The sequence below is a fragment of the Streptomyces sp. NPDC028711 genome, from assembly GCF_055565415.1.
Genome location: NZ_JBVHUJ010000009.1, coordinates 204,685 through 219,555, shown reverse-complemented (window position 1 = coordinate 219,555; position 14,871 = coordinate 204,685). Strand labels below are relative to the sequence as shown.

Annotated in this window: 12 protein-coding genes; 5 read left to right on the top strand and 7 right to left on the bottom strand. The window is 68.3% G+C overall.

Annotation, left to right across the window (positions count from 1 at the left end; all coding sequences use genetic code 11):
* Positions 1-98: 98 nt before the first annotated feature.
* Positions 99-2,876: a protein kinase domain-containing protein gene (locus ACZ4VK_RS26595; RefSeq protein WP_468356888.1), complete on the bottom strand. Its 2,778-nt coding sequence runs from the start codon at positions 2,874-2,876 to the stop codon at positions 99-101.
* 513 nt (positions 2,877-3,389) lie between these two features.
* Between ACZ4VK_RS26595 and ACZ4VK_RS26590 the strand changes: the two genes are divergently transcribed.
* The gene (locus tag ACZ4VK_RS26590) at positions 3,390-3,827 is read left to right on the top strand and encodes a hypothetical protein (protein WP_468356885.1); all 438 of its coding nucleotides are present in this window, start codon (positions 3,390-3,392) and stop codon (positions 3,825-3,827) included.
* Between the two features lie 25 nt (positions 3,828-3,852).
* On the opposite strand, the gene ACZ4VK_RS26585 is transcribed toward ACZ4VK_RS26590, so the two are convergent.
* The 4 genes from ACZ4VK_RS26585 to ACZ4VK_RS26570 all read right to left on the bottom strand — a co-directional run bounded on the left by ACZ4VK_RS26585 (position 3,853) and on the right by ACZ4VK_RS26570 (position 8,598).
* Complete coding sequence (locus ACZ4VK_RS26585) at positions 3,853-4,782, bottom strand: bacterial transcriptional activator domain-containing protein (RefSeq protein ID WP_468356882.1); 930 nt, start codon at positions 4,780-4,782, stop codon at positions 3,853-3,855.
* Positions 4,783-4,881: 99 nt separating this feature from the next.
* The gene (locus ACZ4VK_RS26580) at positions 4,882-5,730 is read right to left on the bottom strand and encodes a hypothetical protein (RefSeq protein WP_468356879.1); all 849 of its coding nucleotides are present in this window, start codon (positions 5,728-5,730) and stop codon (positions 4,882-4,884) included.
* Positions 5,731-6,586: 856 nt separating this feature from the next.
* Entirely contained in the window at positions 6,587-7,210 is a 624-nt protein-coding gene (locus ACZ4VK_RS26575; RefSeq protein ID WP_468356876.1) for a DciA family protein, read from the bottom strand.
* Positions 7,207-8,598, bottom strand: coding sequence for a transcriptional regulator (locus ACZ4VK_RS26570; RefSeq protein ID WP_468356873.1), 1,392 nt, complete (start codon positions 8,596-8,598; stop codon positions 7,207-7,209). Before ACZ4VK_RS26570 ends, ACZ4VK_RS26575 begins: the two co-directional genes overlap by 4 nt.
* 831 nt (positions 8,599-9,429) lie before the next feature.
* Here ACZ4VK_RS26570 and ACZ4VK_RS26565 point away from each other — a divergent pair.
* Complete coding sequence (locus tag ACZ4VK_RS26565; protein WP_468356870.1) at positions 9,430-10,065, top strand: hypothetical protein; 636 nt, start codon at positions 9,430-9,432, stop codon at positions 10,063-10,065.
* A gap of 287 nt (positions 10,066-10,352) precedes the next feature.
* A complete protein-coding gene (locus ACZ4VK_RS26560; protein WP_468356867.1) occupies positions 10,353-10,997 on the top strand; it encodes an NUDIX hydrolase in 645 nt (214 codons plus the stop codon).
* A gap of 7 nt (positions 10,998-11,004) precedes the next feature.
* Here ACZ4VK_RS26560 and ACZ4VK_RS26555 read toward each other — a convergent pair whose 3' ends face one another.
* Positions 11,005-12,234: an XRE family transcriptional regulator gene (locus tag ACZ4VK_RS26555; RefSeq protein ID WP_468356865.1), complete on the bottom strand. Its 1,230-nt coding sequence runs from the start codon at positions 12,232-12,234 to the stop codon at positions 11,005-11,007.
* A gap of 202 nt (positions 12,235-12,436) precedes the next feature.
* Positions 12,437-12,790, bottom strand: a complete 354-nt coding sequence (locus tag ACZ4VK_RS26550) for a GntR family transcriptional regulator (protein WP_468356862.1) — start codon at positions 12,788-12,790, stop codon at positions 12,437-12,439.
* 1,131 nt (positions 12,791-13,921) lie between these two features.
* Here ACZ4VK_RS26550 and ACZ4VK_RS26545 point away from each other — a divergent pair.
* Entirely contained in the window at positions 13,922-14,179 is a 258-nt protein-coding gene (locus ACZ4VK_RS26545; protein ID WP_003953983.1) for a WhiB family transcriptional regulator, read from the top strand.
* A gap of 146 nt (positions 14,180-14,325) precedes the next feature.
* Positions 14,326-14,736, top strand: coding sequence for a hypothetical protein (locus ACZ4VK_RS26540; protein WP_468356858.1), 411 nt, complete (start codon positions 14,326-14,328; stop codon positions 14,734-14,736).
* Positions 14,737-14,871 lie beyond the last annotated feature (135 nt).

Here is a 14,871-nt window from a genome sequence, read left to right as displayed (position 1 = left end):
GGTGATGCGCACAGTCCGCGCCTGTTCAACCGTCACGGGGGCATGCGGCCGGCCGGGGTGATCAACAGACGCGGAACTGCTCGCCAGGCGGGGTGTGGTCAGCCACTGGTTGCGGAGTTGATGGCGCCGCGGATGGCCATGTCCACGGTGCGCTCACTCGTCAGATCGGCGAAGTGCCCCGCGCTGTCAGGGTGTTCGCGCAGAACGGCAGCGAGGATCTGAGCGGCTTGCCCGCGCAGTCGGCGCAGCCAGTCCCGGATGGCGTCGTGCTGGTCCCACTCCTTGGACGCCGCGTCCCAGGTGCACATACCGCGGGCCGCTTCCTCCAGCAGTTCCCATTGCTTCTCCCGGGCGGCGCGGACGGCGACGCCGCGAAGCCACGTAATGGCCCTTTTGGACTCGTTCCAGTGAGGCTGCCCGTTGCCGTCACCCTGGACGTGCCCGGTCATCGCGTGCACGAGGGTGAGGGCCTGCTCGGGGTTGGCGAGGAGGAGCGGAGCGGCGCCCTTCATCTCCAGGTTCGGCAGGACGTCCAGATAGAGCTCGTAGTCGTCGCCGTGGTCGGCGGCCAGCGCGAGCAGCTGGCCGGCGGCGTTGGTGTCCCCCGTCTGGGCGGCCGTCACGAGTTGCTGGGCACGTGCGATCGGCAGGTCGATGTGAGGCGAGGTCTCCCGCTCGACCAGGTCGAGGAACTCGGCGATGGTCTGCGGACGCTGGAGCGGATCCCGGTACGTGCACTGCCTCACGACGCTGCGCCAGGGGCCCGGTGCTGGCAGGAGGGGCACGTTCGCCTCGGGCTCGGTGCCCGTCAGCAGCCAGCCGATGACCTTTCCCAAGCTGAAGATGTCGCTGGAGGCTGTGGCGTTGTGGGGGTCGACGGACAGTTCGGGGGCGCCGAACTCAGCGGTGCCGATCTTGGTGCCGGTGCGTTTTGGGTTGGTCGTCTTGCCGCGGGGGCGGCGCACGATACCCCAGTCGCCGAGGACCCAACGGCCATCGAGGCGCAGGATGTTGGCGGGCTTGATGTCCCGGTGCAGGTAGTCCAGGCGGTGGGCATCGGCCAGGGCGGCCGCGACCGCGTCCACCAGGGCCCGCAGTTCCTCGTTGTCGTGCTGCAGCCGGGGCTGGAGGCGTTCGGCGGTGTCCTGGGCCAGCGGCATGACGAACCACTCGGCCCGCGGACTCGAGTCGAGGACCGGCATGACATGGCGGTTGCCGCCGAGCGCCTGGGCGACCTCGATCTCGCGCAGCATCCGCGCGGTCAGCTGCTCGCGCAGCGACCTCGGCTTCTTGAACGCGACGACGGTGCTCGTCGGCTTGTGCACGGCCTCATGGACGATCCCCATACCGCCCTCGCCGCCCGGCATCGGGAACTTCTCCAGGGCGTAGTCGCCGCGATCGCCGCGGGCCTGCTGGCGCACCGCGACATACGGATCAGCGGCGGGAGCGGGCGCCCGCTCCTCCTCGACCGCGCGGAAGGCGGCAGGGGCGTGGCCGGTGATCTTCACCAGCACGGGGTGGACGACACCGACATCGTTCGTCGGCAACGAACCCAGCAGGTAGGCGGGCCCGCCCTCTGGGGCCTGGGCGAGTCCGAGCACTTCGCCGAGCTGCACCGCGGCCACCGGGTCGCTCTTGCGGGCCGCCGCGTCGACGGTGTGCAGTTCCACGCCGATCCCGGATCCGGCCCGCCCCACCACCAGCACGGTGTCACTCCCCGTGCATGCCACGTGCCCGGGGTAGGACACCGGCGTCAGTGTCCAGTCTTCCCGCCCGCCGACGCTCGTGCCGACGGCGAGGTCGACGACGGCGCTGTGCCCGCTGGCGGCAAGGAAGAAGCGCCGCCCGTCAAGCCAGTCGGCCGACCGCACCGCCGCGTCGAAGGCGATGGAGAACCGCTGCTGATCGCCGACCTCATCGCTCAGACGCGTGAGCGCAAGGGTCGAGCCGGTGCCGGCGCCGAACGTCGCCCCGGATCCGGACAGGACCCACACGCTCGCGTCGGGGCCAAACAGCAGGCTTGCGTTCGCCTCGAACCCCCCACCCACCGCCCGTAGCTCGCCGTTGCGCCACATCACCACCGCCGGCCCGCACGGCACGCACACGGCTCCATCCGGCAGCACGACAGCGGTGCCATGCACGCCGGGCAGCGGCAGCCGCCACCGCACCCCGCCACGCTGCAGATCCACCTCGGCGAGCCCGGCCTCGGTGGTGATCAGCGCCCGCCCGGTTGACTCCCAGGCAAGTCCGCTCGGCGGCAGCGGCCAGTCCTCTCCGGCCAGGACTACAGAGGCCACGATGCCGGGCTCCGTCCGGGCAGGCACGGTGACCGGTCCGGACGTCCGCGTCGGCAGGGACAAGGCGGGGGCCGGTTCCTCCGGCTCGCGCAGCAGGAGCTCGCACAGCGGGGTATACGGCGGCCTCGGCGTGCGGAAGGCCGACCGGATCAGGGTCGCGAGCGGGGCGAGGGCGCACACGGCGGCCTCCAAGTGGTCCCGGTCGAGCAGCACACCCCGCGTGCGCAGGACCGCGCGCAGGGAGTCGTCCACCTCACCGCCCGGAGTCCTCGCGCACACCAGGACCCACCGCGCACCAGGACCCAGGTCCCGCTGATCGAGGGCTCGTATCGCGGCCCTGGCCGCCTCGGCCGCGTTCTTGCCAGACGCAGCCGTCACGGTGATCGCGTAGTCGCGTCCGGCGAGTTCGAAGAACACGGCCGGATCATCGGGCGAGTGGTAGTCCACCATCGCCTCGGCGTCGGTGCGCCGGATCAGGGCCGAGACTACGTTGACCAGAAGCCGGTGCCTGTCCCGCTCCGATACCTCGTCACTGTGGCACTGACCGTACTCGGCCAGCAGCTCCCGTACGTCTTCCATCGACCCGCCCCGTGCATCGTGCCGGCCGGGCACCACGCCCGGAGGAGCGATTGTCGCCCAGACCCGGACACGACGCGCGGTGATCACAGAGATCCGTCCACACCCACCTGGGTCTCGCGCGTGAACCGCTCGCCGCCTGGTGCTTCCCGGCCGGGCATCAGGCCGTCCGCGGGTATTGACCACAGGCACCCTCCGCCCTGCGTGAACCATCGGCATGCACCTCCCGGGCCAAAGGGCTGCGGGAAGTCTCCGTTGTGTGGTCTGCCCACGAGCGCGCTCCCGCGGGTGGCCCGTTCGGAAGAGCGCCAGCGGGTCCGGGCGCGCACCGAGCGCCGGGAGGACCGACAGGTCGAGGATCAGACGAGACTGATTCGGCAGCCTGCCGCCCAGCCACACGCCGTGGAGCGGAACGGCTCTGGGCGTCTTACGCCCGGGGGCGACGACACCAGCCCACTGTCGACCCCGCGAACGGCGGGCCGTTGCCTGGGCGGATCACGGTCGTTGGATGCGGGTATGACCAGCACTCTGCCCCGCTCCGTCCTCACCTCGCCGTCTGCCCAGGGCCTGCTCACGCACGTGCGCGACCTGGCGGGCCGAGACCCTGAGCAGGCGTACCAAGTGCTGGAGGAACTTGTCCTGGAGATGGTTGCGGGGCTCCCCGAAGCGACCGGTTCGCTGCACAACCCGCAGGTGGAGCTGCGGGACTACGGGCGGGCGCACACCCTCCTGGACGATGCCGGGATTCTGATCAAACAGGCGGCCAGGGTCTTGCTGGGTCTTCCCGCAGCGAGCCGCGCAGCCGAGCGGGCGATGGTGGCCCAGGCCCTCGCCGAGCCGGACGCCGATCGGATGGAGTGTGCAGATGCCACCGCGCCGCAGCAGTCCGCAGATGACGTCTGGGCTCGGGGCGCCGAGCAGTTCCGCCAGCGCCTCCCCCACCGCTGGAACTAGACCGCCCGGCCAGTCCCGCTCGTACTCAGGCCGTGGTTCCCGGCAAGTGCCGGCCACCCGCGCGAAGGCCGCGCTCCAACGCCCAGCGCGCATCCTGCGCTTGGCCCGACTCCATGCTGATCTCGACCAGGCGAGCCGAGGCCCGGCGGATCGCCTCAGCCATCTCACCGGCAACAGGTTCAGCCCAGGGGTAGCGGATGCCCAGCGGGTCGCACAGCGGCGCGCCTCGCACAAGGCTCAGGGCAGAGCGTAGACATGCGGCTTCGGTCTGAGGGCGCCGCGCGGCTTCGGCCACGTGCCGCTGAAAGTCGGCCCAGTCGCTGTTGACTTCAGCTGTCAGCCGGTACCCGGCGAAGTCGGCGTAGTGCGGCAGGGCGTCCTCGCCCAGCCAGGACCGCAGCTTGCTCACTCTCGGGTTCCGGGACTCGGCCCGCACCGGGCGGCCGCCCGCGAGGGCTGCGTCCATCTCGGCGTGGTGGCTTCCCGGGTGGAGGTAGATCCAGCATGCGAGCTCGGTCAGCGACCGGCGGCGGTTGGACGGCACATTCCCGGGCGCTCCGCTGATCTGCGCCGACCCGAGCAGCAGCACCTTCACTCGCTCTGACTGCTCATGCTGCTCGATGCCGTCCGCCGGCGCGGCCTCCGCCTGGGTGTGGGCGGTGCCGGTGACCGGTTGGTCATGGTCCACTGCGTCCGGTGCCAGGCCCTCGCTGCGCAGCAGCAGGCCCTCCAGCGCGCCCAGTTCCGCGGCGAACCTGTTCCAGGGCCGCCGGGCCTTCGGCCACCGCGGCTCCGGGACGTCCGCGCGCAGGAACTGCCAGATCTGATCCTCCTCGTGAACGGCCCCGGACAGTGCGGTCAACGCCATCGCGCGCCACCGCTCCAGCTCCCACTGCTCCGTCTCCCGGGTGAACCCTTGGCCTCGCTCAACGAGGACCCGCACCACCTCAGACACGCGCCACCCCCGCTTCCTCCCTCGCTCCAACTGGGCCCGCGGGCCAGACCTCGCGCATCGAGTAGACGAACGGCCCGGCTTCCCAGCACGCCGTGCCTGTCACGCCGACAGCTCGTTGTTGCTCTCCCAGCGCATGCTGTCGAACTTCTCGACGAACGCGGCGTGGTAGGCGCCGATGCGTTTTTGCGAGTTGCGAAAGCCTCCCCGCGCCAGAGCCTGTCGGGCGGGCAGATTCTGGCTCGGCACAAGCTGCTGCAACACCCCGAGGAGCCAGGGGTCGGGCATCCAGTTCTTGTAGTCGTCCACCAGATCTGCGACGCAGGCGTGCAGGTCGCCGAGGTCGCCCGCCTGGTTGGCGTCCCCGAGGCGCGCGAGCTCAGCAGCCTTCTCGTCGGGGCGGTCCGCCAGCATGATGGTGCCCCGCTCCAGGCGCCGTCGCCGCCACTCCTTGGCTCCCAGCACGGTGCGGCCGGCGAGCTGTTCCAGGACGTCCTCACCCAGGCGCCACGGTTCCACTGACGCCCCGGGGCCGCGCAGCATGGTGATCTGGCGGCGAGTCCGCAGGTGGTGCCACAACCGCAGGTTCAGCATGGCGATGTCGCGGGGGTCGAACCGGCCCAGGCGGCGGACGTCGTGATACCTCACCCCGAGGGTTACCGCCGCGAGCTCGATCAGCCCCAGCCCGGTCCCCCATCTGCCGCCGCGTGCCTCCTGCAGGACCAACAGCGGGTCGATGCACCGGTCCAGCAGGGCATCGGGCACCGGTGCAACCATGGCCAGCGCCCGCAGATCCGCCGTCAGGAGGCCATGCCCCACGATCAGGTCGGCGCGTTCCAGGGCCCGCAGTGTGTCCTCAGCTGCCCACGGTCCGTGGATGAGGTCCTGTCCGCGCACGCTGATACTGCGGGTTCCGGCCCGGGCCCACACGATGCCGGTCTCCTGGTACATCCATGTCTCTGGGCTCGGCCTGCGCCGCTGCCTGTCACTCCAGTGGTGGGACATGTCGACGAAGGCGACGAGCTGGCCCGGTCGGACCGGGCGGCGCTCGAGACGCCACGGATTTGGTCTACTCATGTCATATCGCTAGCAGGGGTGCGTCCGGTCCGTCAGGCCAGAGCATCCATGCCTGGCGGTTCTGCCCGTCCGGCGGCCGGGAAAACTCCATGCGGCCCGTCTGGCGGGCATCGGCCGCAGGTGTCCCGTTGGACGGCGCGGGCGCATAGGTTCCGCAGCTCCGCCAGTTCCCGCAACGCTTCTCTACGGCACCGGCACCGCCGCCACCGGATCGGACAGCTCTTCCTCGGCCCACCGCTGCGAACACCCGAACCCGAGCTGCATGCCGGTGACCGGACTCCACAGGTGATACCCACACCCGCCGTCGAGCGGCCGCCGCGCCAGCCTGGCGGCGCCCGGCCACGAGTACGACGGCGCACATCGCATCCGGCGTCCCATGCCTATCCGTCCTTCGGCAATCTCCCAAGCCGCCTCCACCAGCCACTCCCACTGGCAAGCGGGCCTCAGCGCGATCAACACCCTGCGACCCACCACGCTCACCGCCGCTGCTCCCCCCTGGCCGCCGCCATCCCACCGGGCGGGCTCCCGCCCTCAGTGCCGCCAGCCACACGGGACACCCCACCGCGCGCACCCCTCAGGCGGGCGCCCCGCCCCCCGGCATGCCCCCTTTCCCGGCGCACCGGATATGCCGTCGGAATACCGGTCACGGACGACTAGCCGTCCGCCCGAAGGTCCGCTGATCCACGCCCTCGAAGACCGAGCGGACGGAGCCAGCCACGGCGCCAACTGCTCACACATGCTGGCGCTCGGTCATGGCTCCGAGCGGGAGCACTGTCTGCTGCTTCGACCGGTGGGCACGGGTTACGTCGATGGCCTCGAGGTATCCCGCTGGCGGCTCCCGGCGAGGTTCGTCTCGAAGCGGCTGCGCGCGCTTGACCAGGGCCACATCGGAGGCAGGGTTAGCCGAGGACTGGCTGACTGCTCCGGGACGCAGAATGCGGATGCTCTTGACGGCGCCGGCCTGCACGTTCTCGTTGATCTTGCTGATGAGGCGGTTCGCTTCGAATTTGAGATGGGTGGCGTAGGCCGGGGAGGAGGGTTGGAGATCGAGTCGTCTGGTTTCGCCGTCGAAACTCACGGCCGTCACGTGCCGTGCGAGGTCGCCCGCGATAGTGGGCCACTGCTCGAGTACCGAGCCGCCGGCCGCGGGGGTCTCCCACGCACGCTCGGCGATCAGGCCCACGATGGCCTGGCCAAGGCCGACGGGATCGCGGCCGTCCCCCGAAGCCGCCCGCGCACGACGCCTTGGCTTCCGTGCGGTTGGCTCACTGCGTCGGTGACGGGCCGCCTCCTGGGCGGCCCGCAGGGCAACCCGAGCAAGGTCGACACCGGAAAGCTCGGCGCTGCTGGTCATTGAGCACCTCCATGCAGAACAAGACGGCCGGTTCCGCGAAGGCGGAGGACGTCGTCAACGAATCGATTTGTAAAGACACGGCGTGTCGTGGGCTCCCCTGCGAAGTCGAGCCAGCGAAGGACAAGCCCGTGGTCTGTCGTGGCCGCGCCCCTGAGCTCCAGGACTTCCTCCTTCGAGAGGGAGTCGACGTCCATCTGGTGACCTGCGCCAACCTCAGCCACAACGGGCGCCCCCAGGCCACTCCGAACCCGATCGGCGGCGGCACTGACTTGCCGCGAAAGGGCGCGGCTGGACGGGGACCGCCACGAGCCTTCCCACTCCGCATGCCGCTCTCGAGCAGCCTGGCGAGAGTCACGCCACTGCTCCACGGCGGCCCGCCGCTTCGCTTCCGTGTCCAGCGCTACCAGGGCTGTGCAGAGAAGGGTCGCCAGCAGCCCCGAGGGCCGCCGGACGTGATCGGCTGCGCCACGGATGTGGATCCATGCCTGGACTTCGTCGCACGACCACCCGGCATCGGAGACATCACGAATCACCCACGCGATCCTTGGCACTGAGGCGCGCTGGAGCCAGGGCACCCGGCGCACCAGCTCAGCCCCCAGCCGGTATCTGCGGCCGATTTCGTTCAGCCCGCGTCGAGCACCCTTCTTCCTGACCGGTGCCTTCTCTTGCTTCCCGTCAACGAGCTTGCTCTCAGGGGGGATGGAAGTAGTACCCGCAGATGAAAGAGCTGAGGTACTACCCCGCATTGGGGTGCAACGACCGCGCCGCGAACTGGGTGCTGCCGACGATGACTTGCCCCTCCGCCGACGCCGCACCTTTCGGGCAGCCGCAGCAGCCAGCCGCGCCATCAGGGGCCGGCCCCGCTCCGCGATGCCCACGGGGCGCCGCTCCGGCCCGATACCCAGCGTGCGAATCCCCAACGCGGTGTCGAACACGGGTGGGATGACGCGCGCGAACAGCGAGGCGCGCTTCCCTTCACCGGGCAGCCGTCCGCCCTTGGATACGTAGACCAGCAGCCCTGCCTCACGCAGCATCGACAGCTGGTACTCGATCGAGCGCTCGGACAGCTCCAGCCGCCGTGCCAAGTACCGAACACCCGGACGGCAAGGAGTGAGCTCGGCGAGTACCTGCGCAACGCGAACCGTCGTCACACCGAATTGCCGGGGCCCGTGCGAACGCCGGGGGACGTACACGTCCGCCCCGGCGACCCAGTGGACAGCCTGGAGCCAGCTGTACCCGTCGGTCATGACCCTGCAAGTCGTGGCCGAGAGCCACTGCTCAGCGTCGGAGACGTAGAAGCCCGGCCCGAGGGTGGTGCTGGCCGAGAGATTCTGATCGCCGCGGTCGCCCAGGAGCACGGGTGAGTGCTTGGCGGTGCGAATACTCATCCCGCAACCACCGCAGCTGGAGCTGACAGGGATGGCAGGACGAACCACGGCGAACTAAGGTTTACAGACTTAATTGGGGGCTTTGAGCTGTATCGGGCTAACGCTGCTTCTGCCACAGAACATGAACTACGTGGGGATACGCGCAGTGGACTGTATCCCGCCATGCCTACATGGCATGCATGGCGGAGCTGACAGATGGCAGCAGGATGCTGCACCATGTACTTGGGCCTCGACTTCCAGGTTGAGGTCACAAGGAAGCCCGAGAGGGCTTCCAAGATCCTTGGGGGATCTACTCGCTCTCCTCACCGGCATGCCAGCCGGACGGAGGGCCTTCGCTCGGGTTCCAGCCGAGCGGTGACGTGAGTGTCAGAGACGGTGTGCCAACACCGTTCCTGACCAGGGGCGGCTTAGAAGTCCGGCGAAGCCGGCGCCGCCTTTTGCGCTATCGCATTCCACCCTCCTCTCCCTCGGGAGAGGTCTGTGCGCATTCCAGGCTGTCGACAGCGGCTGCCGCCATGCATGTGGGCATGCCAAAAGCCAGCAGGGGAGGCTGAGAAGCCGCTGCTGGCTGTCCGAGGGCACGGGTACCCTGGATCATGTCGACGCCTTCCGCGTGAAGGTCGTGGGCCGCGCCCCGGAGTCCTACCTCGCGGGGCACAGTCTTGCTCTGGAGATCTTCTCCGGCGCCACCTTACCGCCGCAAGTGCGCCTCGCGGACACGGAATAGCTATCGTGTCCGCCGCCAGTACAGGTGAGTTGACGGTGTGTCGGGACTGCCAGATTCGCATCGCTGTCCGACAGGGGGAGCCGGAGCAAGGGATGATGAACACCATGAACACCGCGGATGCAGCTGCTGACCTGGAGAGCTACGCGACACCGCAGCAGCGGCTTCGTTTCGTTCGTGCCATGAGCCAGTTCGCGGACCAGCGTGTGCCAGGGGCACCTGTCTCCGTGTACATCAGTGTCCCGCCTGAACTTGCCGAAGCCCAGCGGTGGGAACAGTGGCGAGCCCGCATCGAAGACGGTCTTCCTGACGGGGTACGTGTCTCCACCTTCGCGGACACGTTCGGCATAGATCGGGCGTACAACTGGGAGTCGTTCAGCGGCTCCCTCGACGGGCTGGTCGTCGTCGCCAAGCAGAAGCGGCCGGGAAGCCGAATCTTCCTCCTGGGGCCGGTAGCTCGCCTCGAGCTGCGCTCCATGGTTGCTCGCCGGCCTGTCCTGCTGTTCGCGCACGATCTCGGACTCGTACCTGTGGTCGACTGCAAGCCCGACCCACTCCCCCACCCACACAAGGGCACGCGTCTCAAGCTCACTGTTCCTCGACGGTGGCAGCGCACGTCGGAGACATCCTCCAGCGCCTTGGCTGCGCTCCAGCCACGCGCGGCGACCACCACTCGGGCCACGGATCATCTACTGCATCCCTTCGATACGATGACTCAACAGGCTCCAACGCCTCACGGCTAACCCAAGCCACAGCTCGTGATCTTGGCCTTGGAGCAGACCCAGCATCCTTCGCCGGTCCCGACCTCGGAAAGTCCACCTGGGATACCCACGGTGAGCAATCCGCCGGCGCCGGCCATATCGTGTGGTCGACTTATTCCTGCGCAGCGCGGCGCGAGAGTGCCCACTCTCCCGCCGCGGGTTCGGCACGGTCCGAACCGCTGCGGAGCACCTCAGCGGTAGGAGAACTCCTCCTGCCGAAGTCGACGGTGCTGTCCGTAGCCTGTGATGGCGACAGCGGAAGGAGTCAGGTGCCCCACAACGATCACCAGGGCCAGGGCGAAAACGACAACGTGCAGGCGCCCCAAGCGATAGGCGCCGGAGCGCCCGGTGCCAGCCCTGAGGGTGATGACCAGAGCTCAGCCTGGAAGGTCTACAGCGAAAGGCCTATCTACGAGAATTTCTGGGTCACGGTGACTATGGCCGATATCGAGACGCCTGACGGTCAGCGGTTCGACCATCACAAGGTGTATCTGCCGTCCGCAGCAGTAGTGGCGATGGTCGACGACCAGGACCGCGTCTACATGATGTGGCGCCACCGCTTCGTGGGGAAGCTGTGGAACTGGGAGCTGCCCGGCGGCGTGGTCGATCCGAGTGAGGACCCCGAGGAGACCGTGGTCCGTGAGTTGTTGGAAGAGACCGGCTACGAACTGACGGGCGTCCTCGATCATGCGGTGACGTACGAGCCGATGATCGGCACCGTGACCAGCCCCCACCACATCTACATCGCCCGCGGCGTGAAGAAGGTCGCTGAGCCCACTGAGAAGAACGAGGCTCAGCGCACGGCCTGGATTCCGGTGGACGACATCCCGGCGCTCATTGCCGCAGGCAAGATCGCGAACTCCGGCACCCTGATCGCGGTCCAGCACCTCTTGATCACGCGCTCCAACAGGTAGGCGCTGGTCACACGGCCTGAAGCACTCTCTCGATTCGACGGCGCTGCCTGAGAGAGTGCGTGGCCGTCGCCAACTCCTGCGCACGCACGGCCTGCCGCCGGGCCTCGTCGGTCTCACCGCGTCGGCTCAGCACCACCGCGAGATCGCATCGCACCCCTGCCTCCGCCCTGTTAAAGCCGTCCATCGCCCCAAGGGCGAGCGTCAGATCTCGCAGGGCCTCGTCCGCCCCCAGTGTGGCAAGGCAGTTGCCCCTCCATCGATCCAAGTGCGTCCCTGCCAGGAAGAGAAAGGGCAGGGCGGGATCGGACGGATCAGACGGGCGGGCCCTCTCCGCCCGATCGAGGGCCCGCCGGCAACCCACTTCGTCGCCCACTGCGGCATGGGCTTCCGCCTCGGCAGCATGCAGCCACGCGTCGAGCAAAGGCGGAAGCCGCCCCGCCGCAATGGCACGTGCGAGCTGTACCTGCTGTACAGCGTCCTCCGGCATCCCGACGTCCAGCAGCACATAGGCCTGCTGCGCCGTCGCGTGCGCGAGGAGTGCCGCGGAGCGCGACTGCTGCGCGGCAGACCTGGCAGTCTCGTGGAGTTGCCAGGCGTCTCGGTACAAGCCGAGGTCCAATGCCTGCCAGCCCGCGAGCGTGGCGGCCTCAGTCAGCGCGCCCGCGATCGGCTCGCGACCACCGGGCGCGAGCCCATGGCTCAGCAGCCCCTCCATCTGCTTGATCTGGTTCCGAAGCTGTGGGAGCAGGAGCTCTGCGCCGAGGCGCCGGTCAAGCTGTCGGATGTTGTCGACCTGCTCGGCGAAGAGCTTGGCCACGCTGGCATCGGCGGGTTTCGCCGCATCCAGGTCTCGTCTGAGGGCGAGTGCCTCCTCGTCTAGGACCGGTCGCATCATGTCGGGCGCGACCCCAGTGCGAGAATCGTTTCTGCGTGTCGCCTCGATCGAGGATGGTGACTCCCACGGACGCGAGCCGAGCCTGAGCATCCTGCCGGGGATGCGCAGCCCATCAGCGATCCGCTCGATGACCGCCATCTGCGTCAAGGTTCGCTTGCCATGCACGATCTCGCCGACCCGGCTGGGCGTCAGATCGCAGAGCTTGGCGATCTGCGACGGATAGATCCCGGCACGCTTGACGAGCGCGAAGACGGCGGCGAAGTCGTGATCCTGGCACGCCTGGATCATCTCCGGGGCCTGCAGGAGGCGCTCCGGGATCTGCACATCGTTCTGATCACTCATGGCGAACTCCCGCAGCTGCGGATGACCTGATTCCGCGTGAGTCTATCCACCGTGGATATACCAGCGGACCTTGAATGGCGATCTTCCTCCCCGCGAGACTTCGAACACCAGAGCTACACAGGTGTCGAGTTGAGGGAGCATCACATGAGTGAGGTTGGTGGGAAGGACTGGCTGGGTGCAGGACCCGCCAGGTACTCGCGGGTCAGGCTTCGCCTCGACCGTCAAGGCGGTCAAGGCGCTCGAGGGCCTTAGCGAGGTCCTGCTCCAGCTGATCGACACGCTCGGTCAAAGTCTGGATCTTGGCGGCATCGGTGCTGCTCAGGATTTGCTGAGCGTCCGCGCTGACGAATACTCCGCGCCCGTGCTGGGAGTAGAGAAGGCCTCTGGCCTTCATCTCCTTGAGGCTCTTCTGCACCGTGGCAGTGGAGACATCGTGTGCCGCTGAAAGCTCTCGGATGCTCGGGAGCTGCTGGTGAGCTACGAGCCGGCCGTCCAGGATCTGCTCCGTCGCAGCCCTGATCACACGCAGCACCGGCTGCTCGGTCTCGTCACTCATGCGCCACATCGTAGAGCGATCTCCCGCATCCGACCCAATGACGTTCACGGTGCTCACTTCGGGAACCTCTTGCGGATTCCAAACTGTAGTAGCTAAGCTACCACTGCTACCTCAGAAGGGTGCGGTCTACGGCGCAGCCGAGGATCGCGACCCTCTGTGAGCACTACGCACCACCGAGCAGCCAGCTCGATGCAGCAGGACAAGCGGCCGGCTAGGTCCGGTCCCGGATGGATCAAGGTCCCTCGTGAGGCCCGCCGCGGCGGGTGGATCGGGGAAGGCCCCGCTACTTCTCAACTCCACAGCGATCGCGCGGGATTGACGCGAGAGCAGGCCAGCATGGGTAGGCGTCTCTAGGGTTTCGGCCCGGCGGAGGCGAACCGCCTGAGCGGGTGCTCTCCCCCCTATGCAGTGGCACGTCACCTGGCCTTAGGGCTGGGTGTGGGGGATGGACCATTCACCTGGGCTGTGCGCCTTATGTTCGTTTTGGCGGCAGGCTGGATGAGCGGAGCAAACCAGCAGAATCCCAATGCGCGTGGCGGGATGAGACAGACCGCCCCCGGGACGGCGACCGGGTGACCAACGCTTGGCGGCATGCCGTACGTACCGGCTCTTCGAGACCACCGGTGCGGTCGCCCGTTTCACCAGAGCGTGACGATGGTGCGCTGGCCGGGGCGTGAGCTGGCATCTGGTGCGGCTGCGGCCGTGCCGACTTTCAACTTCGTGTAACCCTCCTTGGGTTGCCTGGGCGTCGCTGGCCTCTTCTTCCTGATGGGGGGGAGGGTCGGCGGCGGCAGGGAGCGCATGGTGTGTTCCGACTGATCGCGGAGGCCGTCTGGTTCTCCGTTCTGTGCGGGCGGGGTCGGCGTGGATGTTTCCGCCGGCCTTGCCCGCCTTCCAGATGCGGGCTGTGCCCGCTCAGTGCTCGGAGGCTTGTATGGCCGACCGGATTCTGGAGCCCCGGGTCGCCGGGGGCGAGTTGTCGCGGGTGTATCGCAGTCGTGCTGGTGAGCGTGGCTGGGTTCGCCGCATGGAGGCGACGCAGAGGGCGCAGGCGGAGATCGCTGGTGTGCGTCGGTTGTTAGCTACGTCGTCCGATTCTTCCGCTATTCACTGCAACTGAGGAGGTTCGTCATGGATTGGCGTCATAACGCGGTTTGCCGCGAGGAGGACCCGGAGCTCTTCTTCCCCATCGGGAACACGGGTCCGGCGCTGTTGCAGATCGAGGAGGCGAAGGCGGTCTGCCGCCGTTGCCCGGTGATGGAGCAGTGCCTGCAGTGGGCGCTGGAGTCCGGTCAGGACTCCGGGGTCTGGGGCGGGCTGAGCGAGGACGAGCGGCGCGCGATGAAGCGGCGCGCCGCGCGCAACCGGGCGCGGAACGCGTCGGCCTGAGAAGGGAGTGGGTGGTGAAGCGGGACTTGCGGTGGCGATTGATCGGCCGTCGTCGGAGGGTTGCGGTCCCGGCTGCCTCTGCGGCAGGCGTGGATGAGTCGGCGGGTCCGGTGTACGAGCCAGATCTGCTGGGTCCGGTGAGGGCCATGGCTCTGGTTCTCGAGCATGACGAGCTCGAGGATGACGAGTTGCGTCGCCTGGTGGCCGGACGGTTGGAGATCAGTGAGACGGCCGCGGTGGGGGTGTTGCGCAGTGCGCGGCGCCTGCTGGACGGGCTGCGCGAACCGTGGTCGACCGCGTGCATGGGCGATGTGGCCCTGGCCGCTCCGACGGATGCCGCGATGCAACTGCGGGCAATGCTCGATCACGGCCGCGAGGCGGTGGCTCGGGTGGGTGCCGGGGATGACCCGGAGTACCTGCTGGGCCTGGTCTTGTTAGTCGGCACCGAGCTCCGGGCTGTGCTCGCGAAGGCCCGCCCGCAGGTGATTGCACCGTCCCCCTTCGTGTTCAGCGGAGGGGTGGAGGTCGCGTTGCCCCTGGAGCCTGCGGGTCGATGACGGCGCAATTCCCCTTCGTGTTCCGGTCCGTTCCGTTTCGCTGTCTGGCGAGAGGGGGCGGGCCGCTTTTCGTGTGCGGCACCGGCCGGGTGCTGCCATTGAGTAGGGAGGTTTTTGGTGGCGCGTCCTGGAACG

What these genes read in the sequence shown, in the direction of transcription:
- ACZ4VK_RS26580 (WP_468356879.1), bottom strand. Translation starts at nt 5,730, where the DNA reads ATGTACCAGGAGACCGGCATCGTGTGGGCCCGGGCCGGAACCCGCAGT.
- ACZ4VK_RS26565 (WP_468356870.1), top strand. Translation starts at nt 9,430, where the DNA reads ATGAACACCGCGGATGCAGCTGCTGACCTGGAGAGCTACGCGACACCG.
- ACZ4VK_RS26570 (WP_468356873.1), bottom strand. Translation starts at nt 8,598, where the DNA reads ATGAGTATTCGCACCGCCAAGCACTCACCCGTGCTCCTGGGCGACCGC.
- ACZ4VK_RS26550 (WP_468356862.1), bottom strand. Translation starts at nt 12,790, where the DNA reads ATGAGTGACGAGACCGAGCAGCCGGTGCTGCGTGTGATCAGGGCTGCG.
- ACZ4VK_RS26540 (WP_468356858.1), top strand. Translation starts at nt 14,326, where the DNA reads ATGGCTCTGGTTCTCGAGCATGACGAGCTCGAGGATGACGAGTTGCGT.
- ACZ4VK_RS26595 (WP_468356888.1), bottom strand. Translation starts at nt 2,876, where the DNA reads ATGGAAGACGTACGGGAGCTGCTGGCCGAGTACGGTCAGTGCCACAGT.
- ACZ4VK_RS26555 (WP_468356865.1), bottom strand. Translation starts at nt 12,234, where the DNA reads ATGAGTGATCAGAACGATGTGCAGATCCCGGAGCGCCTCCTGCAGGCC.
- ACZ4VK_RS26545 (WP_003953983.1), top strand. Translation starts at nt 13,922, where the DNA reads ATGGATTGGCGTCATAACGCGGTTTGCCGCGAGGAGGACCCGGAGCTC.
- ACZ4VK_RS26575 (WP_468356876.1), bottom strand. Translation starts at nt 7,210, where the DNA reads ATGACCAGCAGCGCCGAGCTTTCCGGTGTCGACCTTGCTCGGGTTGCC.
- ACZ4VK_RS26590 (WP_468356885.1), top strand. Translation starts at nt 3,390, where the DNA reads ATGACCAGCACTCTGCCCCGCTCCGTCCTCACCTCGCCGTCTGCCCAG.